This is a genomic window from Candidatus Sarcina troglodytae (assembly GCF_015708635.1).
In the GTDB taxonomy this organism is placed as follows: domain Bacteria; phylum Bacillota; class Clostridia; order Clostridiales; family Clostridiaceae; genus Sarcina; species Sarcina ventriculi.
On sequence record NZ_CP051754.1, the window covers coordinates 1,624,511 to 1,650,321 of the forward strand.

A 25,811-nucleotide genomic window follows, 5' to 3' on the forward strand; every position below is an offset into this window, starting at 1 on the left:
TTATAGCAAATAAATAAAATCAATACAAATAATTATTTACATTCTATACTTACATCATATATCTTAGCTATATTTAAAACTATATCTTGTATTTCATTTACTTGATCTTGAGTTAACTTACTTGCATTTTTAACAATTACTCTAGCTTTATTATCGTCTATATAACATAAAGCCTCTTCATATCCCTTACCTGTTATACTAAGTTCTATTCTTGATTCGTTTGCCATTGCAGTTGTCTTTGCCTCTAATTTAGCATTAGCTTCTTGCTTTTGTGTGGCATCTGTATTATCAGCTTCGATTATTGCTTCTAAACCTTTTATATAGTTAGAATCTGATTGTTCTCTTGCACTTTTTGAATCATAAAAATAATTAGCACTAGTATCTGAAACAGTTGTATCTGTATCATCTTCATTTTGACTATTTCCGTCTGTTGAAAGTGTTGATAAATCTAAACCTCCCATTCCACTATTTACTCTAACCGCTAATATTCCTACACATACTATTAATGATAATAATGTAACTATTATCCCTGCTTGTTTTTTATTCATTCTATCCTCTCCCCATTAATTACTAGAATTTTCTTTCATAGATAACACATTAACTTTATCCATACCTATATCATAAAGACTGGACACAGCCTTTTGTATATTGTATTTTATCTTGCTGTCTGTACCACCTTCTGCAACAATTATTATTCCTGTTATATTTGGTTTATTGGTTTGAAGCACTAATGGCTCATTTCCATTTGTCATAACTATGGAATCATCACTACTAACTTCTGTATTATTTCTAACACCACCGGCTGTGTCAGCTTCTTCTGTAGTATTTTTTTGAGTATTACTATCTATAGCTGGAACTTTAATTTCACTACTTTCATAGTTTATTTTAACCTCCACACTACCTACACCATCCATTTTTTCTAGCAAATTTTTTAAATCCTGTTGTTGTTTTTCTTCATAAGCTGATATACTTTCAACCCCCTCTAAACTATATGTGGATACATTAGACTTATTTAAATCTTCACTATTAGATATATTGTTTACATTTGTAAAATATGACAAACTTAAATAACACATTATAGTAACTAATAAAATTAATATTAAATTCTTAATATTTTTTTGCCTTAAAGATTTTTGTAGCTTGTCCTTAAGATCACTTATATTCATTATTTATCTCCCCTTAAAGATTTATACATAATTAATCTTTATAACATCTTTATCTATACCAAATTCCTCTGATAAAAAATCTTTAATTTCATTTTTAAAATTATCAGATTCATCAGCATAATTACTATCTATATCCCCTATTATAACCTTTTGTATTTTGCTAACTTGCTTACTTGAAACCTCTATTAAAACATTTGTTATATCAACTATAGCATTTCCTATATCTATATCTCCCTCCATTTCCACAGTAAAATTATTACCATTAAACTTGTTATTTAATGAATTTTGCATAGTTTTTTTTAAACTATTCATCATAAAATCGCTATTATATTCCTTTTCGTTAAAAGTTTTTTCATAAGACTCATCTTCTAAAACTATGGATTCTAAATCATAATTATCTAAATTTTTCCCTAAGGAGAGTATATTAGTTATAGGAATCACCATCGCTGCTAAAACTATTAATGACAAAACAAATTTAATATGATTTTTTATGGAATTTCTTGGAAGTATTACATTTGCCATAGAAACAAATATTATTAATGTTGTAAGAGTTATTGCTAAACTTTTTAAAATTTCCACATTAACCTCCTACAATAAATTTACCAGATGATGCCATCATAGAAATCATTATAAAAAACATTATACTTATGCATATCACGCAAGACATAACAAGTGTTAAAGCTTCTCCTACCATACTTACACTGCTTGAAATCTTTGAATCAACTACAGGCTCTAATATAGCTCCTGTAAGCTTTAAACTTATCGATACTATAAATATTTTTATTATCGGATACACAGCAATTAAAATTAATATTAAAACGCCTAAAGTGCTTATAACACTCTTCATAGCTAAAGAACAAGCAGCTAAAGTACTTATAGCATCTGAAAAAGCTTTACCAACCACAGGTATAAAATTATCCATAGCAAATTTTATGCTTTTTTTAGTAACTGCATCTAATGTATTTGCTGTCATTCCTCTTATACCTAAAATTGTTACAAAAATCATTAAAATAAATCCCTGACAAAGCATTATCGTTTGCTTTAAAAATTTGCAAAGACCAGCAATACTAAATTCTTTACTTATATTATTTGCAAATAATAATGCTAAATAAATTAATATAAGCGGAAAAATAAAATTTGTATATATTCTAGGTGTTATAGAAATTGCTGCAAGTACTATTGGATCTATTGTAAGGGCTGATGTTATTCCCCCTGCAGAACTTATTAAAAATATAAGAACTGGAACCAAAACATTCATAAATTCAACTATGTTTTTGAAAACTTCTTTAGCTACATCTAAAGATATTAAAAAACTTTTTGATAAAAGCATTATAAGCACTGCATAACATGCAAAAAAAGCTATTGAAGTTATACCGTCATCGTTTGAAAAAGCATCCTGTATATTTTTAAGTAAAGCACTTAAAAGTGATATAACTAATATAGACACAACTAAAGACATAGTTACTTTAATTTCCTTAAATAAAAAACCTATTATAGAATTTCCAATAGTTTTAAAAGATATAGGATCTTCTTTACTGGTTAAATAACTTACTATATATTCTTTAGGATTTAGTCCACTTAAAAGTTCATCTTCTATTTTTAAGTTATTTATATATTTATAAAACTTTTCCATTCTAGAGTCACTATTTAACTCTTCTTGTGCTTCTATAAGCATGTTGTTTATATCTTCATCATCCACATCAGTTCCATATGCAGGAGTTGCTATAAACAATATAAATGTTAAACATAAAATCATTATTTTAACTAGTCTTTTCATAAACTCCTCCTACAATATTTTTAATATAGAATCTAATACATTCTTCATAATTGGCATAGCTAGAAGTAATATCATTATTTTAGCTGTAAATTCAACTTTAGTTGCTATACTATTAATTCCTACATCTTTGCACAATACAGAAGAAAAAGTTGCTAAATAAGATATAGCTATTATTTTCATAACTATCTGAATATAGGTAACATCAATTCCAGAACTATTTGTCATAGTTTTCACAAATCCCATAATTTCTTTTACATAAGGAAATATAAATATGTATATTATTATTCCTGATATTAAAAGCAACATAGATGCTACCGTACTTTTACTTTCCTTTAAGACAAGATATAAAAACATTACAACTAAAGAAAATGTTACAACTTGTATAACTGCATCCATTTTTTCACCTAAAGCATAAACATAGTTTTTACAGTATCAAAGAGATTGTAAACTAATGTTACTACTGCTGTTAATATTATTATTAATCCAACTAGGTTTACCAATGTCGCAATATCTTTTTTCCCATTATTCTCTAAAATCTTATCCATTATAAGAAGAACTATTCCAACTCCTGCTATTTTAAACACTAAACTTACATCTAACATAAATTTCACCAAACCTTACATTAAAAATATTACTATCATAAGACCAATTCCAAGCCCTAAACTTCTATACGCTTTAGTGTTTTTTTTACTTTCCTTTTCAGTTTCCTCAATCTCTCTTTTAAGTTTTTCTTTAGCTAAAGAGAATATATTATGTTGATTATCTATGCTAGTTTCCCCTAAAGATTTAGAAAGATCTAAAATTATATCATAATGTTCTTGTTTTAAACTCAGATTTTCTTTTTCATCATTAATTCCTCTTGAAAAAGCATCATACACATCTAAAACTTCATTTTTAATAAGTTTTTCTTCAACAACCTCTAAAAGCTTTTTAAGAGGTTCTTTGGTTTTTAATGCTATTTTTTTTAAGCATTCAGGAAGAGGTGTGTGTGAATATACTATTTCATTTTCAAGTTCTATCACTATCCTTAAAAGTTCTTTTAACTGATTAGTTCTCTTTAAAAATTCTTCTCCATAGCTAAATCCTATAAAGCTACAAATCACAACTATAGATAAAAGAAGTATTAATTTCAATGCTATACCTCCTTCTTAAATTGAAAGTATTTTTTCTATAGTGCCTACACCTTTTTTATTACTAAGAACTACTACTCTTTTTATAATTTTATTTTCTAAAAGGCTATTAAATACTGGTCTTTTATAAAGGTCTTCAATATCATTTCCATGTATTGTAGCTATTATGTTAACCCCAGAATTATAAGCTAAAACTAAAGAATCAACATCTTTATAAGTTCCTATTTCATCGCATACAATAACCTCAGGAGCCATACTTCTAATTGCCATCAACATTCCTTCACTTTTTGCACAACTATCATAAACACATGTTCTAAGCCCTACATCCATTTGAGATACTCCTCTAAAACAAGCTGCAATCTCACTTCTTTCATCTATAATAACTGTTCTTTTTCCCAATAAATTCATCGAACTTATTCCATTTGAAATATTTCTAGCTAAATCTCGCAACATGGTAGTTTTACCACACTTAGGTGGAGATATTATCAAAGTATTTAAAACTTGTCCATTTGCTATTATGTTATTTATAATATGTTCCGAACAACCTTTAATCTCCTTACATATTCTAATATTCATTGAAGATATATTTTTTATTGTTTTTATTCTATCTCTCTCCATAACACATTGCCCTGAAAGTCCAACCCTATGCCCTCCTTCAATGGTTATATATCCCTGTCTTATCTCCTCCTCAAAAGCATACAAAGAATAATTGCTTATTTTTTGCATAATAGATTTTATATCACTATCTAAAACTTTATAATTTAAAATTATCTCTTTGTTATTACTTAAAATTATTATAGGTTTATTTACGTTCAATCTTATCTCTTGTATATCTTCTAAGCTTTCCATTTTACATATTTTACTATATATATTATTAGATAATATATTTAATATATCTCTCATTTAGATTCCCTCCTATAATTTATTAATATTACTTTACATAACAAAATATTCTACTTTACATAAATTTTTATAAAAAAAAGACTTAGGTAAATTACCTAAGTCTTTAAGGTTTGAATTTATTATTGCAATAAGGGCACGGAATTTCCTCATTATTTTTTAAAACCGATCTTTCAACGTAAAGAACTTTTTTGCAATTATTACAAATAGTTTCCACATAATCATCTTCGAATTCTTCTAACTCTTCAAAAGTTACTTCCTCGAAAATTTCATCTTGAACTTCACTTAAATCATCATTTATAAGAGATACATTTTCATCCAATGTCTCTATATTAATTTGCATCTCTTCTATTTTATTTGCTAAACTTTCAATCAAATCTAATACCTTTTCTTTAAACATTTTATTATCTAAAGAATCATCATTTATTAAAATTCTAAGATTTGAAACAGTATTATATATATTTTCCATAGAAAAATTCTACCTCCTATGAAGTTTATTTTTAAATATTTAGAATAAAATTAAACTACCATCTTTAAAATTTATGATGGTAGTAATATCTTAAACTTATTTAAAATAACAAAACAAACACTTAGAAAAATTAAACTCTTTCCATGTATTCTCCTGTTCTTGTATCTATTCTTATAGTTTGACCTTCTTCAACAAACATTGGAACCATAACAGTTGCTCCTGTTTCAACTACAGCAGTTTTCATAGCAGTTGTAGCTGTATTTCCTTTAACACTTGGTTCACATTCTGTTATTAATAATTCAACAAAGTTTGGAGCTTCAACTGAGAAAGCATTTCCTTTGTAGAATTTGATTATAGCAAACATATTTTCTTTTAAGAATTTTATTGCTTCTTCAACCTTTTCATGATTTAGTGGAATTTGTTCAAAAGTTTCTTGATCCATGAAGTAGTATAATTCTCCATCAGTATATAAATATTGCATTTCTTTTCTTTCTATAACTGCTTCTTGGAATTTTTCAGTTGGGTTAAAAGTTTTATCTGTAACTCCCCCATCTATAACATTTCTTAATTTTGTTCTTACAAAAGCTGCCCCTTTACCTGGTTTTACATGTAAGAAGTCTATAACTGTAAATACTTTTCCTTCAAATTCAAAAGTAGTTCCTTTTCTTAAATCACCTGCTGATAACATTTATTATCCCTCCAAAATTTAATATTCGTTTTATAATATAGCCCGTTTTTGCATAATAAATGCTTAAGTTAAGCTACCTATCCTTTTAAAATTTCTTTAAAACAACAATCATATTTTATCAAAACATAATGATAAATGCAATTATTTTCAACTAAATCCTAGTATTACGATATTTTAACCTTAAGCTTTATATGTATACCATCATTTTTATTTATTGTATAACTTTCTATAAAATAATTAGACTGTTTTAAATTTTCTAAAGAATTTACTATACTATCTTTTGATGAATTAATAAAAATATCTGCATTTATTTTATTTGCCCCTTTTTCTATACTTTCTATATCAAATCCTAAATTATTAATTTCTCCTATAATAATTCCTATATCACTATCAAAAATTTCTTCATTTAAAATTTTATTTTCTTCATTATTACTTTTTATAGTACCTATTTTTTCATTATTTATAAATAGAATCATTCCTTGCAATAAATAAACTACAAATAATATTATAAGAATACTTTCTTTTTTTATTCTCTTCATTTTATTAACCCCTCTAATAAAACAAGTTCATCATCTAAATATTTTATAGAAAATATCTCTATTATTTCATTTAACTCATCTAGAACATATTTAAAATACTCTTTATTTAAAGTTAAACTTATTTCATCCTCTATTACCTCTAACTTGTTAGTTCCATTAAAATAAGCTAAATTTATTGCAGTCTTAATCTTTTTAAATGTATTAGTGTTATTGTGACTATAATCTATATCTGTATACTCTACTATGCTTTCATTATTTAAACTACTTTTACTCTTTAAGTTCTCACAAAATAAAAGTAAATTAAGAATCAAAAATATTATTATGAGAAAATTTATAAATTGTTCCGTTTGTTTATTTTTGTTATCTACATATTGTTTAGGTAAAAAGTCTTTATTATACTTTAAATATATTATGTTACCTCACCTTACCTTTGATTAATTCTATATTTTTAGTTAATTCATAAAGCTTATTATTATAAAGATTTTCCTGAATAAATAATTTAAAACTCTCTATATTAAATGTTTCTTTTAATTGTTCTAAGCACTTATCTACATAATAACTTACTTCTTCACCTTGCTTAAAATGTTTTGTATATATTATGGTTTGCTTCACAGATGCTACTAGATATATCTCATCTTTAAACTCTCTCACTATAATATTTATCCCCTTATTTTTCATTTTAAATTTTTTAGTAAACTCATAAGGCTTTATTTTTACATCTTTAGCCTTATTTATAATATCTTTTAAATAGTTATAATACTTTAAAAAGTATATTACTAAATAACTTTCTCCATTATACTTTACCCTCTCATAATGAGTTAGAATATCACAATAGCTAAATGTACTGCTTATATTTTCTTTTAAAAGTTTTTCTAATCTATCCTCTTTATTTATTTGTATTATCTTTATAAATACATCTTCCTTTAACAATATTATACTTAACTTTCTTTTTTCTTTTTGGTATACTAAATCTTCTTCATTATCACTACACACATAAAGAGTTTTTCTATTTAACATAAAGACTCCTTTCCCTTAAATAAACATCTGTATTTCTTATTTCATAATCATAATAATAAATATTGGTATTGTCTTCTAACATAAAAATATTATTTTCCTCATTAAAATATAAATTAAACTTATCATTCTTCCGTGTTAAAAGACTTAATTTATACAAACCATCATCTTCTACATTATTATCCTCTGATACCCTCAAACTCTCTTCATCACTATAATTTTCTTTATTAATTGAAGATAATATCTCTGCTAAAAATCTAGTTCTCTCATCATCATTATCTAATTTCTTCTCATAAGCTTTTATTTCATTTTTAATAAGTATTCTTTTATTAAGTGCAATACTTAAAAGAGCTAGTACTAAAGTAAACCCTATTAAAGACATAGCTATAACCTCTAAAGATGCATAACCTCTTTTTTTACTTTCTATATCTATTCTCATAACAAAATACCCTCTCCTCACCATCATATTGCTTTATAACAATAGAAATAACATTCCCATTTTGTGCAACAAAAAAACTTTCTATATCTTTTAAAATAGTATTAGTTGCTACTCTTTCATAAATTCCACTACTATTTAATCTATAACGTTCAACTACAAGTTTATTAACCTTACCTATTTCCTTTATCTTTATTTCATTTATTTCTAAACTGCCTTCATTATCGATATATATTTTAAGGTTATTATCATTTACTAAAATATCATGTATATTATCACTATATATAACACTTTCTATATAGATAGATGCAGATAACATATAATTATAACTAGTAGAAGCCTTTATTTCATTTCTAAATTCCTTTATATAAGGTAAAAAAAGAGTTAAAATCATAGTACTAAATATGGCACAAAACCAAATATATAAAGCACATTCAACTAATAAGTATCCTTTCTTTTTCATAATATATACCTATATTTTTTTATAATATTTTCATAAATACATTCTTCTTTATTCTTCATAAATCTAACTTTAATATTTAAAATATCTTTATTAATGCTATTATTACTGCTTTCATTAACTATACTAAGTATCATATAATATCCATTTAAATCATGATTATCATTTATTGTTTTATCTATTTCTTCAATACTTTCAATTAACAATTCACCTTTTTCTATTAATTCATTTATACTTGAGATATTTGTGATATCTAAGATATATTCCTTATCTAATCTTCTTTCTAAGATACTAAAATCTAAATTATACTTTAACTCCATAGAAATATAGTCTATATAGTTTAAACACTCTATTTTTTTCTTATTATCTTTATCTATTCTTTTATAGGTTCTATAAAATGTAAAAATCCCAAAGGATAATATAGAAAATATGCTTAAAGCTATTGATAAATCTACCAAAAGATATCCCCTACTCTTTGACGTCAATGCTTCCTCCTCCTATATTAATTGTTATTTTATGTTCTATTCCTCTATTGTCTTTAATACTTATAGTGCAAGGTGTTGTAATCGAACCTTTTTCATTTATCAATAGAGATTTAGCTTTTCCATTTATGTTTTCTATAGCTACATTTTCTAAACTTTCTGATACAGATACTTGTTCATCTCTTTCATCAAAGGAGTATCTTGTTTTATATAATAAAACTTTCTTTTCTTCATCATACTCAATCTTACCTCCCACCTCTTTTTCTTTTGATATAGATTTGCCAAGCATCAAAAATGAATGTATCTTGTTTATATCTTTTTCTATAATAATGTTATCTTTAATGGCTTTCAAAAAATTAAAGCTTTGAAGAAAAATAGTTAATACTACCGCTAAAATACTTAAATAAATGCTTGTTTCAACTAAGGTAAAACCTCTTTTCTTTTTATACATATTTAATACACTCATATACAGGAACAAATATTAGCATCATCATAAAAACCACTATACCTCCTAAAAAAATCATTACCATAGGCTCTAAAAGTTTTGTAATTATATTTATTTTTTCATCAAAATCTTTTTCTAATATGTTACTTAAAATTTTTATATTTTCTTCCAATCTTCCAGACTCTTCTCCACTAAATATAAAACTTATAGTTATATCCGATATACAATTTAAATCTTTTAAAGCTCCACTTAAAGTTTGCCCCTTATTTATAGCCTCCTTTAATAAAATTATATTTTCCTTTAAATAAATTGATTTTAAACTATAACTTAATGAATCTAATGCTTTATTAAGTGAAACACCACTTGTGACTATAAGTTCAATTATAAAAATAAGATTATTTTCATAATAAAGCTTTAAAAACTTATTGTTCCTTATAAATTCTCTTTTTCTTATAAAATTAAGAATAATACCTACTAGCATTAAAGATATAATTCCATAAATTAAAACTATAAATTTAGAATATTTAACATTCTCTATAAAGTTTAAATAGTTAATTATTATATTTAAAAATTTAGATGGTTCACCTTCTAAATCATCATAAAGACTTTTAAAGCTTGGCAATATTACAAGTAAATAAAATATGATAACAAAGATTACGATAAATGTTAAAAATATCGGATATATTAATATTTTCATCAGCTTATTAAAAAACTCTTTTTGTCTTACATAATGATTACTAAGCTTTTTTAAAACCAGTTCTAAATTTCCACTTTCTTCTCCAATACTTATTAAATCACCTAAAATATCATCATATATATCCCCTTCATCTTTAATGCTTTTAGATAATGTTTTACCCTGGCTTATCCCCTCTATTACTCTATCCATTGATTCTTTATAAGTTTTATTTTTAAGGGAAAGCTTTACAAGACTTAGTGCTTTCTTTATAGGTATCCCTGAAGATATATAGCTATTTAAATTCGAACAAAATACAATTAGGCTATTATCAAGAAAAAACTTCATCATTTAACATCTCACTTTCTTTAAATAGAATATATTCTTCTAAAGATATTTGTCCTTGTAACAAAAGATTTTTACAACTTTCTAAAAGTTCATTTTCATCATTTTTATAATGTTTTCTTAACTTTTTATCACTTATAGTTACTTTAGATACCATAGTTCTACCTTTAATTCCTGTATAATTACATTCCATGCATCCTTTAGCTTTAAATATAGTTTTTCCTCTTAAAAATTTATATTTATCATCATTTATACTGACTTCTTCTTTGCATTTTTCACATAATGTTCTAACTAACCTTTGAGTTATAACACCTTTTAGTGCCTCATCTAATAAATATTTTTCAACTCCCATATCTAAAAGGCGACTAAAAATATTAGAACCATTATTTGCATGAATAGTTGAGTAAACCTTATGTCCTGTTATAGATGCTCTTACTGCAATTTTAGCTGTTTCCTCATCTCTTATTTCTCCAATTAATATTACATCAGGGTCTTGTCTTAATATATATTTTAACCCTGTTGAAAAAGTTAGGTTCACCTTTTCATTTACATTAGTTTGAGTTACTCCATCTAATTCAAACTCTATAGGGTCTTCTATTGTACTTATATTTATGCCATCTTTATCTATAGAATTTAAAAGTGCATATAATGTCGTAGATTTTCCACTTCCTGTTGGACCATTTATAACTACCATTCCATTTTTAAAAGATAAAATTCTTTTTATCTTTTCTTTTTGATAATCTGTAAAATTTAGTTTTTCTATAGATAAAAGGTCTTCTCTTTTATAAAGAATTCTTATAACTATTTTTTCTCCATAAACCGTTGGAAGTGATGATACTCGTAAATCATAACTTAAATTTCCATTACTAAAAAAAGATATTTTCCCATCTTGGGCTTTTAATTTATCTGATATATTCATATTTCCTTTAACTTTTATCTTATTTACTAAAATTTCATATTCACTTTTTTGAATCTTATTTATTAATCTTAAATCCCCATCTATCCTAAATCTAATATTTGTCCATTGACTTTTGGGTTCTATATGAATGTCACTAGCCCTCATTTTTATAGCATCTTCTATTAAAATATAAAAATTATCCTCTTTTATGTTTTTTGAAGCTTCTATGCTATAACATTTATTTATAAGGAATTTTATTTCATCCTTATCTCCTTTTATAAACTCAATTTTTTTATCAAATAAGAGGCCTAAATAACTCTTTTTCACTTCTGTTTCTTTATCAGTATAAAAATATATTTTATTTTCCTCTCCCCTTGCCGATATTATATTCATATCTCTTGCCATCTCTTTTGTTATACCTTTCATAAAGGATAAATCTATATCTTTTAAATCTATTTTTATAACACCCACCTCCTCTATAAAAAAATTATATCCTTATAATTTATTTACTAATCAATAAACTATAATTATTTTTTACATTTTATATAGTCTTATTGAATTTGGATACTGGATATAGGTTTATGAAATAAAATTAGGGAGTATCCTTAAATATTTTAAGAATACTCCCTTTTAAATGTTATTAAAATTTATAAACACCTTTGCATATATACTCTGCATTTCCAATCATATAAACACCATCATTTTCTATATAAACCTTAAGCTTTCCACCAGGCACTATGATGTTTACCTTATTCCCTACAAAACCTAATTTATTAGCAATAACTGCTGATGCACAATTTCCTGTTCCACAAGCTAAAGTTGCTCCTGCACCTCTTTCCCATGTCCTAACTCTTATAGTATTTTCATTTAAAACTTTGCAAAAGTTCACATTTGTTCTCTCAGGAAATATTTCATGATGTTCTATCTCATTACCTTCACTTATTAGTGTTTCATCTTCTTCAAAAATTACTGTATGAGGAATATTCATAAGCAATGAGTTTATTTTATACTCCTTATTGTTTGCTTTTATTACCTTTCCTATAACATTTTCACCCTTAACAGTACATGGAATTAACTCTGGTTTAAATTCTGGGAACCCCATATTAACCTTTATTTCAAATGCCTTATTATCTTCATCTACTGTTAAAGATATTTTCTTTATTCCAGCTCCTGTTATAACATCAAATTCTTTATCTTTTACTAAAGAGTTATCATAAACATATTTAGCAAAACATCTTATTCCATTACCACACATAGCAGCATAAGAACCATCTGAATTTATTATTACCATCTCAATTGTTGCATTCTGTCTTCTAACTAATAATATTCCATCAGCACCAATTCCATATCTTCTATGACAAACTTTCTTTGCTAAAGAACTTTCTTTTCCCTTTAATTTATTATTTAAATCTTCAATTACTATAAAATCATTACCGTTTCCATGCATTTTAACAAAATTCATAACATCACCTCTAAAATTATACTTGTTGATAGACTTTCCTTTAAAATGTTATACTATCTTTAACTTAACATATAGAAAGGAAGATTATATATGGCTTTAGATGGAATCTACTTATATAGTTTAATAAATGAACTTAAAGATTTTGCTATAAACTCTAAAATAGATAAAGTAAACCAACCTGAAAAGGATGAAATAATTTTAACACTTAGAGGTAAAGTAACAAAAAAACTACTAATTTCCTCAAGTTCAAACTATCCTAGACTACATTTTACTACAATAAACAAAATTAATCCATTAAAAGCTCCTGTGTTTTGTATGGTACTTAGAAAATATTTAATAGGTGGTAAAATTATTGATATAACTCAATATTCTACGGACAGAATAATCTCAATAGACATTGAAAATAAAGATGAACTAGGATTTGATAGCAAATATTCTTTAATAGTTGAAATAATGGCAAGGCATAGTAATATTACTTTAGTTAGAAAAAGAGATAATAAAATTATGGAATCTATAAAGCATATTCATTCTAATAAAAATAGTTATAGAGTGTTATATCCTGGTGCTACATTTATAATGCCACCTACATCTAACAAATTAAATCCATTTTCTTTTACTAAAGAAGAGCTTAAAAATCTTTTAAAAGAAAATATAAACTTTAATGAAAGTATATTTTCTAAAATTATAACAGGGGTTGGAAAAAATCTTTCAAATGACTTATTTATAGAATATAAAAATAAATTTAATGATTTAACTATCGATAATTTATCATTATTTATTACTGACTATTTCAAAAATATATTAAAAGATAATAAAAATATTTTATTTTTTAAAGATGGAAAAGTTGTTGATTTTTATTTTAAAGACCTCATATCATTAAACAATTGTGAAAAAAAATATTTTGAAAGTCATAGCGATACTTTAGATAATTTTTACGCTACAAAAGACAAACAAGATAGACTTCACAGCAAAGGCTTAGATATTCAAAGGCTTATAAATACTAATATCGAAAGATGCTTAAAAAAAATTAAAATCTTAGAAAAAACTTTAAAAGAATGTGAAACAAAAGAAGATTATAGAATAAAGGGAGAACTTTTAACCTCTTATATATATGGATTTAAAAAAGGTGATAAAGATGTTTCTGTGTTAAATTATTATAGTGAAAATGAAGAATATTTAAAAATATATTTAGATGAAAATAAAACTCCTTCTGAAAATATTCAATTCTATTTTAAAAAATATAACAAGCTTAAAAATGCTGAAGAAGCTTCTATAAATCAACTTTCAATAAATGAAGATGAGCTAAATTATCTAAACTCTGTCCTAACAAGTCTTGAAACTGCTGATAATTACGCTGATATAGAAGAAATAAAAAAGGAACTTATTGAAACTGGATATGTTAGATTTAGAAAAGAAAAAAATAAAAACAAAATAAAAACTAATAAACCTCTTCACTTTATATCTTCTGATGGAATAGATATTTATGTTGGAAAAAATAATATACAAAATGATTATCTAACTTTAAAATTTGCTGAAAAAACTGATACATGGCTTCATACAAAAATAATTCCAGGTTCCCATGTTATAATTAAAGGAAAAAACATTCCTGAATCTACTCTTTTAGAAGCTGCAACTTTAGCTGCCTTTTACAGCAAAGGAAAGAATTCTACTAAAGTTCCTGTTGACTACACTTTAGTTAAAAACGTAAAAAAACCATCTGGTGCAAAGCCTGGTATGGTAATTTACTCAACAAATAAAACACTTTATATAGATCCACCTAAAAATATAAATTTAACTAAGGAAAATTAATAAAAAAGATAAAAGATACACATAATATCTTTTATCTTTTATCTATAATTAACACTATCTAAGTTGTTTTATTTACTAAAAATATTTAAAATTTAATAATCTTATTTAAAATTGTAATTGTTTTAATTTTAATTTATACACAAGCTTTAATTAGTAACTTTTTTTCTTTTACTTTCTTTAACTATACACCATGTAGAGATTACAAATGATATAACAAGACCAATTATAGCTACAGTGACAATACTAGCTTTTCCCCTAGCACCAACTAAAAGTATTAAGAATAATAATATAAAGAGTCCTTCAGACATTATTCTTTTCTTATAATTTTTCATTATTACACTCCCTTATCTATATTTTAAATACTTAAATATCATTTTACTACTTTTTGTATTAAAGTGAAATAATTAATCTAAAATAACAATAGAAATTTTTTATCATAATATATTTAAATATTAAAACTATAAATAAAAGATATACCTAAGTAAATTTAAGCATATCTTATAACCTTGAATTTATTAATTTCCACCTAACATTATACCTGCTGTAAATAGTGCTGTCATTGCTATTATTAAAAAAAGTCCTATAAGTCTTGTTAACAAAACTCTTCTTTTTTTTACAGGATCGATATTTTTATTGCTGCCCATAATACCTCTTCTCCCTCTTTAAAAATACTTCATCTATATAGTTAACTCTATTATACTATTATATAGCTTTATTTCAACAAGTAAAAAACTTAATAATTATATAAATTTAAATTCCCTTATAAAGAAAAACATCCCTATAGAAAGTAAAAAGCCTAATACTAATAATATAATTCCTCTTTTCTTTACAACTTTTGTCCCATTTGTCATGCCATAATTTTTTACCTTACTTATAGATACATGAGGATATTTAAGACTCACTACTCCAATAGTTTCAAATATGTAAAATGTTGCAATAACATCTAATATATCATTAAAAAATAATCCTATAATATATAAAATAATTGCAATTACAGAGTTTAATATCGTCAACCCTAGAAATTTAATCCTATTCCTCTCACTAATTTTTTTATATTTTCTAAAATCATTAGCACACTTATCAGAGCAAACTAAAACTTTATCCTCCTCATATTCTAATGTTTTTAAATTATCTAAATCTTTTATGTCTTTACCACAGTATGTGCATATCATAATTATTCTCCTTTAGTAAATTATTAACATATATACCATAAAAACAGGATATCTTATAAACCTTTATTGATTACATAAGATATCCTAATTGAATTATTTATTATTTGTTAAATATTGATAATAATAGCATAATAGTCTTCCATTATATAATTTTCTATTTTTAGAAGCTTTAATTTTAGCTACTTTTTGAAAATCTGTATATGCAGTAAACACATTTATATCCCAGGTGTTAAGCTCTCTTATTACATCTCCCATTTTTTTATTAAGTTTTTCTATTTGCTCCTTTTCTCCTAAACGTTCCCCATAAGGAGGATTAGTTATTATTATCGCATCCTTTTTACTTGAAGAGAATTCATTAAAATCTAATTTATGAAATTCAATAAAATTACTTACACTTGCCTTTATAGCATTATTTTTAGCTGTTTTTAAAACCCAATTATCTATATCATACCCTATAAATTTAGCCGGACTCTTTTTAACAGCTTTAAGAGCACCCTCTCTAACTTGCATCCACATAACTTTATTCATAGAAGGCCATGTTTCTGAAACAAATCTTCTTTTCAAACCTGGTGCTATATTGTTTGCAATAAGTGCGGCTTCTATTAAAATGGTTCCAGATCCACAAAATGGATCAATAAGAACTTTATCCTTATTCCATCTAGATAATAAAACCATAGCTGCTGCTAATGTTTCCTTAATTGGAGCTGCTCCAGAATTTTGTCTATATCCTCTTTTATGTAGACCTTCTCCAGATGTATCTATTGTTAAAGTTACAATATCTTTTAATATAGCTACCTCAATTTTATAAACTGGACCATCTTCTGAAAACCACTCTCTATTATAAGTTTCTTCCATACTTTTAACAATTGCCCTTTTTACAATTGATTGACAATCTGGTACACTATAAAGTTTTGATTTAATAGACTTTCCTACTACATGCATTTTACCATCAACTGGAATATATTTACCCCAATCCACATCCTTAGTTCCATTAAATAATTCTTCAAAACTTTCAGCCTTAAATTCAGCAACCTTTATTAACACTCTCTCAGCTGTTCTAAGCCAAACATTAGAAATAGCTATATCCATTTCATCGCCTTCATATTCGACTTTTCCATTTTCAACCTTTAAATTTTCATAACCTAAATTTTTTAATTCCTTTGCCGCAACAGCTTCTATACCAAAAGTTGTGGTAGCAATTAACTTATAATTCATTAAAGCTTCTCCTTAAGTTTATTTTTCATATATTTTAACAGAATCTTCTCCATCTATTTCTGTAATCATCACATTTACTATCTCATCTTTTGATGTTGGTACATTTTTCCCTACAAAATCTGCTCTTATAGGTAGCTCTTTATGACCTCTATCAACTAAAACAGCTAATTGTATAAACTGTGGTCTACCTTGGTCTATAATTGCCTCTATCGCGGCTCTAACAGTTCTACAAGTATATAAAACATCATCAACTAATATTACTTTTTTATTTTTTATGGAAATGTCTAACTCCGAATGATTTATATTTGGTAAATCTCCAAAACTCGTTAAATCATCTCTATATAAAGTTATATCAACGCAACTTACAGGCACTTTGACATTTTCTATTTTTTCTATTTGACTTGCTATTCTTTTAGCAAGTGGATAACCTCTTCTCTTTATACCTACTAATACAATATCTTCAACCCCTTTATTTTTTTCTATAATCTCATGAGATATCCTAACTAAAGCTCTTCTTATAGAATTGTCATCTAATAACATTGCTTTAAGTTTCATATTCTTCTTTTCCTCCTAATTTTTTTAAAATTTCTTTGTATTCTTTTGGAAGCTCTGAATTAAATTCAATATATTCCTTCTTAGTTGGATGAATAAATCCTAAAGTTTTTGCATGCAACACTTGCCCATTATTAGTTATTTTTTGTTTTTTTAGCCCATATACAGTATCCCCAACTAAAGGATGACCAATAAATGCCATATGAACTCTTATTTGATGAGTTCTTCCTGTTTCCAAAGTACATTTAACTAAAGTACAAGAGTTAAAAACATCCAACACTTTATAATGCGTAACTGCTCTTTTTCCTCCATCGCTTACAGCAAATTTCAACCTATTATTAACATGTCTTCCAATAGGTGCATCTATCGTTCCACCATCTTTTTTAATTCTACCTTCAACTAATGCATAATATTCTCTTTTTATGCTATGTTCTTTAAACTGAGCTGCTAAATCATTATGAGCCAAATCATTTTTAGCAATAACTAATATACCAGATGTATCTTTATCTATCCTATGTACTATCCCTGGTCTTATAATTCCATTTATTCCTGATAAATCAGTACAATGATAAAGGAGTGCATTTACTAAAGTTCCTTCATAATTCCCTGGTGCTGGATGAACCACCATATTTTTAGGTTTATTTACTATAATAATATCTTTATCCTCATAAATTATATCAAGAGGGATATTTTCTGCTTCTACTTTTAACTCTTTCGGTTTTGGTATCTCTATTTTTATCATATCGCCAGTCAATAATTTAACCTTACTCTTTGCAATTTTCCCATTTACTAAGACTTTTTCTTCTTCAAACAAATTCTGAATGAAATTTCTAGATAGATTATCAAAAATAACAGATAAAGCCTTATCAGCCCTAACATTGTTGTATTTTTCCTCTATCACAATTTCCTTTATTTCAATAGTCATTATTTTAATTTCTCCAATCTAAAATAATATAAAAAAACACCCTGTTACATTAACTTGTATTTAAAAATTTTATCTTACTTTATATTATATAAATATTACATTTTTTGCAATAAAAAATAATAAAATCTCACTCTATTTTTAAGTGAGATTTCTTTTATTTAGCCCTCTGCAAAAAAGCTCTTTATATCATCTACATCACTATACTCATCGTCAAATATATCTTTTACGTATATATCATTATCTTCTTTTTGTGTATCAACAGTATTTGCCGATTCAACTAAATGAATACTTTCAACAAATTCTGGTTCTTCTAATTTGGATATATTAAAATCCTTATAAAAATCTTTCTCTAAATCATTAAATGATTCCATTTGTATACTCATAAAGCTTCTAAATTTTGCCCTAAACAAACTAAATTCTTGTTTTGCTTTATCATACTCATACTTTAATTTTATTATATCTTCTTGAGCTTTATCTAGTATTTTTTGCGCTGACTCATTAGCATTTTTAATTATATGTTCTGCTTCTTTTTCTGCACTTAATTTTACCTGTTTTGATGTATCTTGAGCAAGTATTAATGCGCTTTGTATAGTATCTTCTATTTTTACATAATGCTCAATCTTTTCATTTAAAATTTCGACCCTCTTAGTTAAATCTTGATTTTCTCGAAATAAAGCTTGATAACTTTCCTCAATAAGATTTAAATGTTCATCAACAGATTCTACATCATATCCTCTTACCACTTTTTTAAATTCTTTATTAGTTATTTCCTTTGCCATAAGTCTCATAAGTTCCCCTCACTCCTATGTGTATTTATATATTTTAATTTTTAATCTACCACTTTTACTTGTACCAAAAATTTCACCTATTTTAAACTTACCAATTCCTTTTATTGTTATTTTCACATTTTCATTAATGCAATAACTTTTCTCTCTTATCATAACATAATTTACTAAAACTCTCTGGTTTTCTATATAGTCACATGCCTTGCTCCTTGATATATTTGAAATAGCAGATACTATAGAATCTAACCTCTTTGATGTTGATATTACTAACTTTTCTTCATAGTTAATTGTAGGAAGATTAGTAAAATCATCTATTACTGTGCATTTACATGATAAACTTTTAACTCTATCTAAGTTATTTATAATAAAATCAACCATGTCTAAAGACACCGCAACAAAAGCTCTATCACAACTTAAAATAACTTCGCCCATTTTATTTCTGTTTATTCCAAGAGACATTAATGCTCCTAAATAATCTTTATGAGCTAATTTAGAAAACTTGGTATTACACTTTATTTCCACTAAGCTTATAGGAAATTCATTATATTCTTCTTTATTAAATGCTATAATTCTCCTATCACTATCTAAAAATATACCATAACTATCTACCTTAACTATATTTTTAAATTTTTCCTCTAAAACCATCCAAACATCAGGTGTATAAAATTCATCAGTAAAAACTGTTATTCCTTTATTTATAGCTAATTGCATTTTATTATAAAGCTTAAGCAAACTATACTCATCTAAACTATTTCTTAAAAGACCTAAAAATTCTTCTTTTTTCATTTCTATCTAGACCAATTAAACAAGCCTTTATTTGTTAATTCATTTTTAAACTCATTGCTTACATCTATATTAGATGGAGTTACTATAAATACCCCTTTTTCAACCTCTTGAAAGTCACCCTCTAATGCATAACATGCACCACTTATAAAATCAATAAGTCTTTGTGCTACTTTAAGTTCTAAAGCTGTTGTATTTACAACTACTATTTTTCTATTTTTCAAAGCTGTGCATATTTCTGTTGCATCATCATATTTTAGCGGTTTAGTTATTGTAAGCTTTGCTTGGCTTGTACTATGAATATTAACAACCTTAGGTTGTTTTTTTACTGGTTGGCTTTGTTGTTGTGCAAGTACATTAGCTGTTTGTACATGATGATGGTGATGTTGTTCTTTTTCTTCTACAACTGCCTCTTCTATATCCTCAATCTCATCATCCATAGCATCATTAAATCCTAAAAATCCCTTAATTCTTTCAAACATCTTTTATCCTCCTAGTTATTATAATCTCTTTTTCCAAAAATTCCTTGACCAATTCTTATCATATTACTTCCCTCTTCTATAGCAACTTCATAATCGCCTGACATTCCCATAGAAAGTATGTTCATAGTAGTATTTTTATAAGATTTCGTCTTCAGTCTATTATAAATATCATATGTCCTTTTAAAATACATTCTATTTTCTTCGGTATTCCCTTTTGGAATTATAACCATTATTCCTTTTGCTCTTACAAATTCACATTTTTCTATTTCTTGCAAAAGTTCATCTAAATCCTCTTCTAAAATTCCATACTTTTGTTCTTCACGTCCAATATTTATCTGTATTAGTACATTAGCTATTTTTCCATTGTTTCCATAAACTTTATCTATTTTTTTTAAAAGGTTAATACTATCTAAAGATTGTATTAAACTTACCTTTCCAACTATATATTTAACCTTATTTGTTTGAAGATGTCCTATGAGATGCCATCTAACATCCTTATGAAAATTATCATACTTTGACAATATTTCCTGTACTTTATTTTCACCAAAATCACGTATTCCACAATTATACGCAACTTCCATATCTTCTATAGGCTTAGTTTTAGATACTGCAATAATTTTTACCTTATCTGATACTTTATTATTTAAATGTTCTATTCTTTTTTTAATATCAATATTCAATCTTATCACACCCTCTTTATTAACCTATAAATTATTTTTTAATTCGTTTACTAGTTTATAATATCATTATCAGGAATAGTTCACAAGATTAATTTTATAATTAATTATTAGCATCTTGCTTCTTATAAATAACAGGATTTCCACTAAAACTTACATTTATATACCCATTAGAAATATCAACTTTATCACTTTTTAATATATTTATAGCTTTAGTTAACTTGTTTTCTATATCATTATTTCCTCCTAATATTACTTTGCAATCATCAAAATATAAATATATGTTATTTATATCAGATACATTTACACTATCTATTTTCATATCATAAGTATCTAATGCACGCTTTAGTAATTTTAAAAATTCTGCTTTTTCTTTATTTTTAGTAACACTATCACCAAGTTCTCTCCCCTCTATATCCACTCCTTCTAAAATTGGAAGGACTATTCCATCTAAATCTTCTCTTTTTTCCATTATAACAAGATCATCATTTAATATATAACTCTTATTATCTTCAATAATCTTATAAGATGCTACTCTTTCATTGACAATTACAGATATTTTATTGGGAATTCTTCTCCTTATAGAAACTTCTTCTATATATGGATTAAGTAAAATTTTATCTTCTAATTCATTTAATTTTACCAAAAATATATTATTCCCTAAAAGATTACTTTCATCTAAAATATCCTCATTTGAAAGAATTTTATTATTTTCAACATTTACTTCCACTATATTAAAAATTTCAGCTTTTAAAAGAACAAATAATCCTATTGAAATTATAAAAATACCTAGTATTAATATACTTCTTTTATTTTTTTTAGTTTTATTTTTTTTTATATATTCTTTAGGTGTTATTCTCATCTTCAACGATACCCCTTAAATTTGTTTTATATTTAAATAATATCATTTTTTTACATTTTTTGCATTATATTTTTATTATTTTATAAATAAAAAAAGATGCTATTTATATAGCACCTTTTTTGGTTTTTTATCTATTTGTCGTGATATATTCATAAGTATCCCCATTGCCATTAAATTTACAACAAGTGAAGAACCTCCATAACTTATAAATGGGAGTGGAACTCCTGTAACTGGCATTGACCCTGTTACAACAGCTATATTTATAATTGCTTGAATAGCTATTATAGATGTTATCCCAATAGCTAAAAGTGTCCCATAGTTATCTTTTGCCCTCATGGCAATCCTTATTCCTGTTATTATAAAGAATATAAATAAGGCAATTATTACAATACATCCTACAAGACCTAACTCTTCTCCTATTATTGCAAATATAAAATCATTATGAGGTTCTGGCATATACAGAGTTTTTTGTCTTGATTGCCCAAGACCAAGACCTGTTAGTCCACCAGCTCCCAATGCATAAAATGATTGAATAAGCTGATACCCATTTCCTGCGGCATCCTTCCAAGGATTTATAAAGTTTAAAAGCCTTGCCTTTCTATATGGCTCTATCAACGTAAATGTTGTAGCAGCACACAGCATAGCTGGTGCTACTATTCCAAATAGATGCTTTTTCCTTCCGCCAGCTACAAAAAGCATTATAAATGTAACTATTAATGTTACACTTGCTATACTTAAGTTTTTTTGACTAAGTATAATAGCTGCAAATATTCCTCCCATCATAAGAGCAGGAACTATCCCCTTCCAAAAACTTGTTATATTTTTCATATTATTTGTTAAAGCCATAGATAAATAAATAACAACTACATATTTAGCAAGTTCTGAAGGTTGGAAAGATAGTGGACCAAGCATTATCCATCTTTTAGCACCATTTACTCCAGGAAACAAAAATACTGCAAATAGCAATATCACTGTTATTATCATCAAAATAAACACTAATCTTTTATTTTTTAGCCTATGATAATCATATCTAGACATAATATACATAGCTATACAACCTAAAGTTGCAAATATTAATTGTCTTGTAAATGTATATGCACTATTTCCATTATGATTAATCATATCTACATAGGAACTAGCACTATAAACCATTATTATTCCTACGGCTAAAAGTAACATTACAGCATATACTAAGTAAATATCTACTGAACCATTTTTACCCCTTTGTTTTACCATTAATTTACGTAACGCCTCCTAATATATTTTATATAGATGCAAACCCTATGAAGCAAAAAATTGCTGTTACTATTGAAAATACTGCGACAACTTTAGTTTCACTCCATCCACAGGCTTCAAAATGATGATGTATTGGTGCCATTTTAAATATTCTTTTCTTTCTTGTTTTAAAAGACCAAACTTGTAATATTACAGATAATGTTTCTATTACATATACTATCCCAATTATAACAAGAACAAAAGGCATATTAAGCATTAATGCAACTACTGCAACTGCACCCCCAAGACCTAATGAACCTGTATCCCCCATAAATACTCTAGCTGGAAATGCATTAAATCTTAAGAATGCTAAAAGTGAACCAGCTATTGCTACACAAAATACTGCAAGTTCTGCGTGTCCCATACTATAAGAAACAATTGCTAAGAATGTAATTACTAAAACTGTAACTGATGTTGCAAGACCATCTAAACCATCTGTTAAATTAACAGCATTAGTTGCACCAGCAAAGTATATTATTACAAATGGTATATAAATCCAACCTAGATTTATATGATAACTTGTAAATGGGAAACTTATACTGCTTCCAAAAGTATAATAACAATAGAATGCTAATACAATTGACACTACTAAAAGTAATACCATCTTTTGTTTTGACGTTAACCCTTCGTTTTTCTTTTTTACTATCTTTAAAAGATCATCTAAGAAACCTATGATTCCAAAAGCTATAAATGCATATAAAGCAACCATCGCCTCATTATTAAAAGTACCCTTCATAACAAATGTCATTATAATCATTGTTATAATAGTTGATGCTATAAATATTACTCCTCCTATAGTTGGAGTTCCTGATTTTTTTTGGTGACTTTTTGGTCCCTCTTCTCTTATGTTTTGTCCAAATTTAAGTTTATGTAGCACTGGTATTATAATTGGCGCAAGTATCGACGCTATAGCAAAACTTATAACTAGTGCTATTATTATATTAGGGTCTATTAATGATTTTAATTCCATAATCCTAATTACTACTATCTAAGTAGCTATACCTCCTTTGTAAAATTTATTTAGAACATATTTCCTTAACAATGTCTTCAAAATGCATTCCTCTAGATGCTTTAACTAATATTAAATCATCTTTTTCAATTATAGATTTTAAATCTTGTATTAAAGATAATTTGTCCTTATAAACTTTACATCTATCTCCAAATCCCTCTGCTATATTTTCTGAGAAATCACCACAACATAACATTAAGTCAATTCCTTTTTCTTTAGCATACTCTCCAATTCCTCTATGCTCCTTTTCAGATTCATCCCCTAGTTGTTTCATTGTCCCAAAAACACATATTTTTCTTTTTCCTGGAAGATTCATCATTATATCTGTAGAAGTTCTACAAGCTATAGGGCTTGAATTATAGGAGTCATCTATTACTTTATAATCTTTCATATCTATAATCTCAAATCTCATTGAAGTTGCTTCTAAGTTGTTTAATCCATCTTTCATTTCTTCTAAAGTAACACCAAGTTCTCTAGCTATTGCAATATCTGGCATTATATTTTGAACATTATGAAGTCCTGGCATGTCTAAATGAAGCCTTATACTTCCTTCTGGAGTTACTGCTGTGAAATCTGAAGATAATTGATTTACAACCACATCTTTTGCATAAATATCAAACTCTTCACTCATTCCAGCCTTTATAACTTTAAACTTATTACTTGAGACTTTAGAAAGCATATCATCATCACCATTTATAGCTAACACATTATTTTCATTAAAAAATGTTGTAATTTCCATTTTAGCTTTTAATATATTTTCTCTAGTTTTTAAATTCTCTATATGGCATATCCCTATATTGCTTATTACCGCCATATCTGGTCTAGCTATATCAACTAATGTTTCAATTTCTCCTAAAGCACTCATTCCCATTTCTAAAATAGCGATATCATAACTCTTATCAAGTTCTAAAACCATAAGTGGAAGACCAATGTCATTATTGAAATTTCCTTTAGTTTTAAACACTTTATATTTACTACTTAAAAGTGCAGCTAAAAGGTCTTTAGTAGATGTTTTACCAACAGAACCTGTTATTCCAATAACTTTTAGCCCTAATTTTTCTCTATAAAACTTAGCAAGATTCATAAGAGCTTTTCTTGTATCTTTTACTATTATTATTCCAGGATCATCTCCAATTTCCTTTAAATCAAAAAGTAATTCATCAACTATGCAAAGATTAGCACCCTTTGAACAAGCCTCTTTAACATAAGTATTTCCATTGAATTTAGCACCTTTTAATGCTACAAAGAGAGTATCCTTTTCTATCTTTCTAGTATCAGTTGAAACTTTTTTTACAGTGTATTCCTTTGGTGATTTTAAAAGTTCACCATCTACTGCTTTTACTACTTCGTCTAGACTTAATTCTAACATTTGTAAACACCT

At 26.2% G+C, this 25,811-nt stretch carries 35 protein-coding genes; 1 reads left to right on the forward strand and 34 read right to left on the reverse strand.

The window, feature by feature from the left end; all coding sequences use genetic code 11:
• Positions 1 to 32: 32 nt before the first annotated feature.
• The 20 genes from HH195_RS07335 to dapF all read right to left on the reverse strand — a co-directional run bounded on the left by HH195_RS07335 (position 33) and on the right by dapF (position 12,884).
• Positions 33 to 548, reverse strand: a complete 516-nt coding sequence (locus HH195_RS07335) for a SpoIIIAH-like family protein (RefSeq protein ID WP_055257270.1) — start codon at positions 546 to 548, stop codon at positions 33 to 35.
• 15 nt (positions 549 to 563) lie between these two features.
• A complete protein-coding gene (gene spoIIIAG / locus HH195_RS07340) occupies positions 564 to 1,166 on the reverse strand; it encodes a stage III sporulation protein AG (protein WP_243278493.1) in 603 nt (200 codons plus the stop codon).
• Positions 1,167 to 1,187: 21 nt separating this feature from the next.
• Complete coding sequence (locus tag HH195_RS07345; RefSeq protein WP_196370499.1) at positions 1,188 to 1,745, reverse strand: stage III sporulation protein AF; 558 nt, start codon at positions 1,743 to 1,745, stop codon at positions 1,188 to 1,190.
• A gap of 1 nt (position 1,746) precedes the next feature.
• Positions 1,747 to 2,943, reverse strand: a complete 1,197-nt coding sequence (gene spoIIIAE, locus HH195_RS07350; protein ID WP_196370501.1) for a stage III sporulation protein AE — start codon at positions 2,941 to 2,943, stop codon at positions 1,747 to 1,749.
• Between the two features lie 9 nt (positions 2,944 to 2,952).
• On the reverse strand, positions 2,953 to 3,339 hold the full coding sequence (gene spoIIIAD / locus HH195_RS07355; protein ID WP_196370503.1) for a stage III sporulation protein AD: 387 nt from the start codon (positions 3,337 to 3,339) through the stop codon (positions 2,953 to 2,955).
• An 8-nt stretch (positions 3,340 to 3,347) separates the two neighbouring features.
• Positions 3,348 to 3,545 (reverse strand): stage III sporulation protein AC, encoded by a 198-nt coding sequence (spoIIIAC, locus tag HH195_RS07360; protein ID WP_055257274.1) that lies wholly within the window; start codon positions 3,543 to 3,545, stop codon positions 3,348 to 3,350.
• 15 nt (positions 3,546 to 3,560) lie between these two features.
• Entirely contained in the window at positions 3,561 to 4,076 is a 516-nt protein-coding gene (spoIIIAB, locus tag HH195_RS07365; protein WP_196370505.1) for a stage III sporulation protein SpoIIIAB, read from the reverse strand.
• Between the two features lie 15 nt (positions 4,077 to 4,091).
• Positions 4,092 to 4,976 (reverse strand): stage III sporulation protein AA, encoded by an 885-nt coding sequence (gene spoIIIAA, locus HH195_RS07370; RefSeq protein WP_196370507.1) that lies wholly within the window; start codon positions 4,974 to 4,976, stop codon positions 4,092 to 4,094.
• 103 nt (positions 4,977 to 5,079) lie between these two features.
• Positions 5,080 to 5,442, reverse strand: coding sequence for a CD1247 N-terminal domain-containing protein (locus tag HH195_RS07375; protein WP_196370509.1), 363 nt, complete (start codon positions 5,440 to 5,442; stop codon positions 5,080 to 5,082).
• A 130-nt stretch (positions 5,443 to 5,572) separates the two neighbouring features.
• Positions 5,573 to 6,130, reverse strand: coding sequence for an elongation factor P (efp, locus tag HH195_RS07380; RefSeq protein WP_055257278.1), 558 nt, complete (start codon positions 6,128 to 6,130; stop codon positions 5,573 to 5,575).
• A 164-nt stretch (positions 6,131 to 6,294) separates the two neighbouring features.
• The gene (locus HH195_RS07385) at positions 6,295 to 6,669 is read right to left on the reverse strand and encodes a hypothetical protein (RefSeq protein ID WP_196370511.1); all 375 of its coding nucleotides are present in this window, start codon (positions 6,667 to 6,669) and stop codon (positions 6,295 to 6,297) included.
• Complete coding sequence (locus tag HH195_RS07390) at positions 6,666 to 6,980, reverse strand: hypothetical protein (RefSeq protein ID WP_196370513.1); 315 nt, start codon at positions 6,978 to 6,980, stop codon at positions 6,666 to 6,668. The genes HH195_RS07385 and HH195_RS07390 overlap by 4 nt, the downstream gene beginning before the upstream one ends.
• 103 nt (positions 6,981 to 7,083) lie before the next feature.
• Positions 7,084 to 7,686: a hypothetical protein gene (locus HH195_RS07395; RefSeq protein ID WP_196370515.1), complete on the reverse strand. Its 603-nt coding sequence runs from the start codon at positions 7,684 to 7,686 to the stop codon at positions 7,084 to 7,086.
• On the reverse strand, positions 7,676 to 8,122 hold the full coding sequence (locus tag HH195_RS07400; RefSeq protein ID WP_196370517.1) for a hypothetical protein: 447 nt from the start codon (positions 8,120 to 8,122) through the stop codon (positions 7,676 to 7,678). The genes HH195_RS07395 and HH195_RS07400 overlap by 11 nt, the downstream gene beginning before the upstream one ends.
• Positions 8,100 to 8,582 (reverse strand): hypothetical protein, encoded by a 483-nt coding sequence (locus HH195_RS07405; protein ID WP_196370519.1) that lies wholly within the window; start codon positions 8,580 to 8,582, stop codon positions 8,100 to 8,102. Before HH195_RS07405 ends, HH195_RS07400 begins: the two co-directional genes overlap by 23 nt.
• Positions 8,579 to 9,064: a hypothetical protein gene (locus tag HH195_RS07410; RefSeq protein ID WP_112365613.1), complete on the reverse strand. Its 486-nt coding sequence runs from the start codon at positions 9,062 to 9,064 to the stop codon at positions 8,579 to 8,581. The genes HH195_RS07405 and HH195_RS07410 overlap by 4 nt, the downstream gene beginning before the upstream one ends.
• Positions 9,048 to 9,512, reverse strand: coding sequence for a prepilin-type N-terminal cleavage/methylation domain-containing protein (locus HH195_RS07415; protein ID WP_196370521.1), 465 nt, complete (start codon positions 9,510 to 9,512; stop codon positions 9,048 to 9,050). The genes HH195_RS07410 and HH195_RS07415 overlap by 17 nt, the downstream gene beginning before the upstream one ends.
• Complete coding sequence (locus tag HH195_RS07420) at positions 9,505 to 10,530, reverse strand: type II secretion system F family protein (RefSeq protein ID WP_196370523.1); 1,026 nt, start codon at positions 10,528 to 10,530, stop codon at positions 9,505 to 9,507. The genes HH195_RS07415 and HH195_RS07420 overlap by 8 nt, the downstream gene beginning before the upstream one ends.
• On the reverse strand, positions 10,511 to 11,848 hold the full coding sequence (locus HH195_RS07425) for a GspE/PulE family protein (protein ID WP_243278494.1): 1,338 nt from the start codon (positions 11,846 to 11,848) through the stop codon (positions 10,511 to 10,513). The genes HH195_RS07420 and HH195_RS07425 overlap by 20 nt, the downstream gene beginning before the upstream one ends.
• Positions 11,849 to 12,062: 214 nt before the next feature.
• Positions 12,063 to 12,884, reverse strand: a complete 822-nt coding sequence (gene dapF / locus HH195_RS07430; RefSeq protein ID WP_055257287.1) for a diaminopimelate epimerase — start codon at positions 12,882 to 12,884, stop codon at positions 12,063 to 12,065.
• A 90-nt stretch (positions 12,885 to 12,974) separates the two neighbouring features.
• Between dapF and HH195_RS07435 the strand changes: the two genes are divergently transcribed.
• Positions 12,975 to 14,693: an Rqc2 family fibronectin-binding protein gene (locus HH195_RS07435; RefSeq protein ID WP_196370525.1), complete on the forward strand. Its 1,719-nt coding sequence runs from the start codon at positions 12,975 to 12,977 to the stop codon at positions 14,691 to 14,693.
• Between the two features lie 146 nt (positions 14,694 to 14,839).
• On the opposite strand, the gene HH195_RS07440 is transcribed toward HH195_RS07435, so the two are convergent.
• The 14 genes from HH195_RS07440 to HH195_RS07500 all read right to left on the reverse strand — a co-directional run bounded on the left by HH195_RS07440 (position 14,840) and on the right by HH195_RS07500 (position 25,799).
• The gene (locus HH195_RS07440) at positions 14,840 to 15,025 is read right to left on the reverse strand and encodes a hypothetical protein (RefSeq protein ID WP_055257289.1); all 186 of its coding nucleotides are present in this window, start codon (positions 15,023 to 15,025) and stop codon (positions 14,840 to 14,842) included.
• 183 nt (positions 15,026 to 15,208) lie between these two features.
• Entirely contained in the window at positions 15,209 to 15,337 is a 129-nt protein-coding gene (locus HH195_RS12660; RefSeq protein ID WP_256437740.1) for a hypothetical protein, read from the reverse strand.
• A 96-nt stretch (positions 15,338 to 15,433) separates the two neighbouring features.
• Entirely contained in the window at positions 15,434 to 15,865 is a 432-nt protein-coding gene (locus HH195_RS07445) for a hypothetical protein (protein WP_196370527.1), read from the reverse strand.
• A 93-nt stretch (positions 15,866 to 15,958) separates the two neighbouring features.
• On the reverse strand, positions 15,959 to 17,080 hold the full coding sequence (locus HH195_RS07450) for a THUMP domain-containing class I SAM-dependent RNA methyltransferase (RefSeq protein ID WP_196370529.1): 1,122 nt from the start codon (positions 17,078 to 17,080) through the stop codon (positions 15,959 to 15,961).
• 18 nt (positions 17,081 to 17,098) lie between these two features.
• Positions 17,099 to 17,635, reverse strand: coding sequence for a bifunctional pyr operon transcriptional regulator/uracil phosphoribosyltransferase PyrR (gene pyrR, locus HH195_RS07455; RefSeq protein WP_055257292.1), 537 nt, complete (start codon positions 17,633 to 17,635; stop codon positions 17,099 to 17,101).
• Entirely contained in the window at positions 17,625 to 18,557 is a 933-nt protein-coding gene (locus HH195_RS07460; protein ID WP_196370531.1) for an RluA family pseudouridine synthase, read from the reverse strand. Before HH195_RS07460 ends, pyrR begins: the two co-directional genes overlap by 11 nt.
• Before the next feature lie 158 nt (positions 18,558 to 18,715).
• Positions 18,716 to 19,345, reverse strand: coding sequence for a DivIVA domain-containing protein (locus tag HH195_RS07465; RefSeq protein WP_055257294.1), 630 nt, complete (start codon positions 19,343 to 19,345; stop codon positions 18,716 to 18,718).
• A gap of 15 nt (positions 19,346 to 19,360) precedes the next feature.
• Positions 19,361 to 20,128: a YlmH/Sll1252 family protein gene (locus HH195_RS07470; protein WP_195925329.1), complete on the reverse strand. Its 768-nt coding sequence runs from the start codon at positions 20,126 to 20,128 to the stop codon at positions 19,361 to 19,363.
• A gap of 2 nt (positions 20,129 to 20,130) precedes the next feature.
• Entirely contained in the window at positions 20,131 to 20,607 is a 477-nt protein-coding gene (locus HH195_RS07475) for a cell division protein SepF (protein ID WP_196370533.1), read from the reverse strand.
• 11 nt (positions 20,608 to 20,618) lie between these two features.
• The gene (locus tag HH195_RS07480; RefSeq protein WP_196371921.1) at positions 20,619 to 21,281 is read right to left on the reverse strand and encodes a YggS family pyridoxal phosphate-dependent enzyme; all 663 of its coding nucleotides are present in this window, start codon (positions 21,279 to 21,281) and stop codon (positions 20,619 to 20,621) included.
• Positions 21,282 to 21,387: 106 nt separating this feature from the next.
• Complete coding sequence (locus HH195_RS07485) at positions 21,388 to 22,146, reverse strand: cell division protein FtsQ/DivIB (protein ID WP_196370535.1); 759 nt, start codon at positions 22,144 to 22,146, stop codon at positions 21,388 to 21,390.
• A 99-nt stretch (positions 22,147 to 22,245) separates the two neighbouring features.
• Positions 22,246 to 23,382 carry a putative lipid II flippase FtsW gene (ftsW, locus tag HH195_RS07490; protein ID WP_196370537.1) on the reverse strand — a complete coding sequence of 379 codons (1,137 nt, stop codon included), beginning with the start codon at positions 23,380 to 23,382 and terminating at the stop codon, positions 22,246 to 22,248.
• Positions 23,383 to 23,410: 28 nt separating this feature from the next.
• Positions 23,411 to 24,391 carry a phospho-N-acetylmuramoyl-pentapeptide-transferase gene (gene mraY, locus HH195_RS07495; protein ID WP_196370539.1) on the reverse strand — a complete coding sequence of 327 codons (981 nt, stop codon included), beginning with the start codon at positions 24,389 to 24,391 and terminating at the stop codon, positions 23,411 to 23,413.
• Positions 24,392 to 24,437: 46 nt separating this feature from the next.
• Positions 24,438 to 25,799 (reverse strand): UDP-N-acetylmuramoyl-tripeptide--D-alanyl-D-alanine ligase, encoded by a 1,362-nt coding sequence (locus HH195_RS07500; RefSeq protein WP_196370541.1) that lies wholly within the window; start codon positions 25,797 to 25,799, stop codon positions 24,438 to 24,440.
• Between the last annotated feature and the right edge of the window lie 12 nt (positions 25,800 to 25,811).

Excerpts from the sequence above, each read along its gene's own strand:
- HH195_RS07335 (WP_055257270.1), bottom strand. The coding sequence starts at position 548 with ATGAATAAAAAACAAGCAGGGATAATAGTTACATTATTATCATTAATA.
- spoIIIAG (WP_243278493.1), bottom strand. The coding sequence starts at position 1,166 with ATGAATATAAGTGATCTTAAGGACAAGCTACAAAAATCTTTAAGGCAA.
- spoIIIAE (WP_196370501.1), bottom strand. The coding sequence starts at position 2,943 with ATGAAAAGACTAGTTAAAATAATGATTTTATGTTTAACATTTATATTG.
- spoIIIAD (WP_196370503.1), bottom strand. The coding sequence starts at position 3,339 with ATGGATGCAGTTATACAAGTTGTAACATTTTCTTTAGTTGTAATGTTT.
- spoIIIAC (WP_055257274.1), bottom strand. The coding sequence starts at position 3,545 with ATGTTAGATGTAAGTTTAGTGTTTAAAATAGCAGGAGTTGGAATAGTT.
- spoIIIAA (WP_196370507.1), bottom strand. The coding sequence starts at position 4,976 with ATGAGAGATATATTAAATATATTATCTAATAATATATATAGTAAAATA.
- HH195_RS07375 (WP_196370509.1), bottom strand. The coding sequence starts at position 5,442 with ATGGAAAATATATATAATACTGTTTCAAATCTTAGAATTTTAATAAAT.
- efp (WP_055257278.1), bottom strand. The coding sequence starts at position 6,130 with ATGTTATCAGCAGGTGATTTAAGAAAAGGAACTACTTTTGAATTTGAA.
- HH195_RS07385 (WP_196370511.1), bottom strand. The coding sequence starts at position 6,669 with ATGAAGAGAATAAAAAAAGAAAGTATTCTTATAATATTATTTGTAGTT.
- HH195_RS07395 (WP_196370515.1), bottom strand. The coding sequence starts at position 7,686 with ATGTTAAATAGAAAAACTCTTTATGTGTGTAGTGATAATGAAGAAGAT.
- HH195_RS07400 (WP_196370517.1), bottom strand. The coding sequence starts at position 8,122 with ATGAGAATAGATATAGAAAGTAAAAAAAGAGGTTATGCATCTTTAGAG.
- HH195_RS07405 (WP_196370519.1), bottom strand. The coding sequence starts at position 8,582 with ATGAAAAAGAAAGGATACTTATTAGTTGAATGTGCTTTATATATTTGG.
- HH195_RS07415 (WP_196370521.1), bottom strand. The coding sequence starts at position 9,512 with ATGTATAAAAAGAAAAGAGGTTTTACCTTAGTTGAAACAAGCATTTAT.
- HH195_RS07420 (WP_196370523.1), bottom strand. The coding sequence starts at position 10,530 with ATGATGAAGTTTTTTCTTGATAATAGCCTAATTGTATTTTGTTCGAAT.
- HH195_RS07425 (WP_243278494.1), bottom strand. The coding sequence starts at position 11,848 with ATGAAAGGTATAACAAAAGAGATGGCAAGAGATATGAATATAATATCG.
- dapF (WP_055257287.1), bottom strand. The coding sequence starts at position 12,884 with ATGAATTTTGTTAAAATGCATGGAAACGGTAATGATTTTATAGTAATT.
- HH195_RS07435 (WP_196370525.1), top strand. The coding sequence starts at position 12,975 with ATGGCTTTAGATGGAATCTACTTATATAGTTTAATAAATGAACTTAAA.
- HH195_RS07440 (WP_055257289.1), bottom strand. The coding sequence starts at position 15,025 with ATGAAAAATTATAAGAAAAGAATAATGTCTGAAGGACTCTTTATATTA.
- HH195_RS12660 (WP_256437740.1), bottom strand. The coding sequence starts at position 15,337 with ATGGGCAGCAATAAAAATATCGATCCTGTAAAAAAAAGAAGAGTTTTG.
- HH195_RS07445 (WP_196370527.1), bottom strand. The coding sequence starts at position 15,865 with ATGATATGCACATACTGTGGTAAAGACATAAAAGATTTAGATAATTTA.
- HH195_RS07450 (WP_196370529.1), bottom strand. The coding sequence starts at position 17,080 with ATGAATTATAAGTTAATTGCTACCACAACTTTTGGTATAGAAGCTGTT.
- pyrR (WP_055257292.1), bottom strand. The coding sequence starts at position 17,635 with ATGAAACTTAAAGCAATGTTATTAGATGACAATTCTATAAGAAGAGCT.
- HH195_RS07460 (WP_196370531.1), bottom strand. The coding sequence starts at position 18,557 with ATGACTATTGAAATAAAGGAAATTGTGATAGAGGAAAAATACAACAAT.
- HH195_RS07465 (WP_055257294.1), bottom strand. The coding sequence starts at position 19,345 with ATGAGACTTATGGCAAAGGAAATAACTAATAAAGAATTTAAAAAAGTG.
- HH195_RS07470 (WP_195925329.1), bottom strand. The coding sequence starts at position 20,128 with ATGAAAAAAGAAGAATTTTTAGGTCTTTTAAGAAATAGTTTAGATGAG.
- HH195_RS07475 (WP_196370533.1), bottom strand. The coding sequence starts at position 20,607 with ATGTTTGAAAGAATTAAGGGATTTTTAGGATTTAATGATGCTATGGAT.
- HH195_RS07485 (WP_196370535.1), bottom strand. The coding sequence starts at position 22,146 with ATGAGAATAACACCTAAAGAATATATAAAAAAAAATAAAACTAAAAAA.
- ftsW (WP_196370537.1), bottom strand. The coding sequence starts at position 23,382 with ATGGTAAAACAAAGGGGTAAAAATGGTTCAGTAGATATTTACTTAGTA.
- mraY (WP_196370539.1), bottom strand. The coding sequence starts at position 24,391 with ATGGAATTAAAATCATTAATAGACCCTAATATAATAATAGCACTAGTT.
- HH195_RS07500 (WP_196370541.1), bottom strand. The coding sequence starts at position 25,799 with ATGTTAGAATTAAGTCTAGACGAAGTAGTAAAAGCAGTAGATGGTGAA.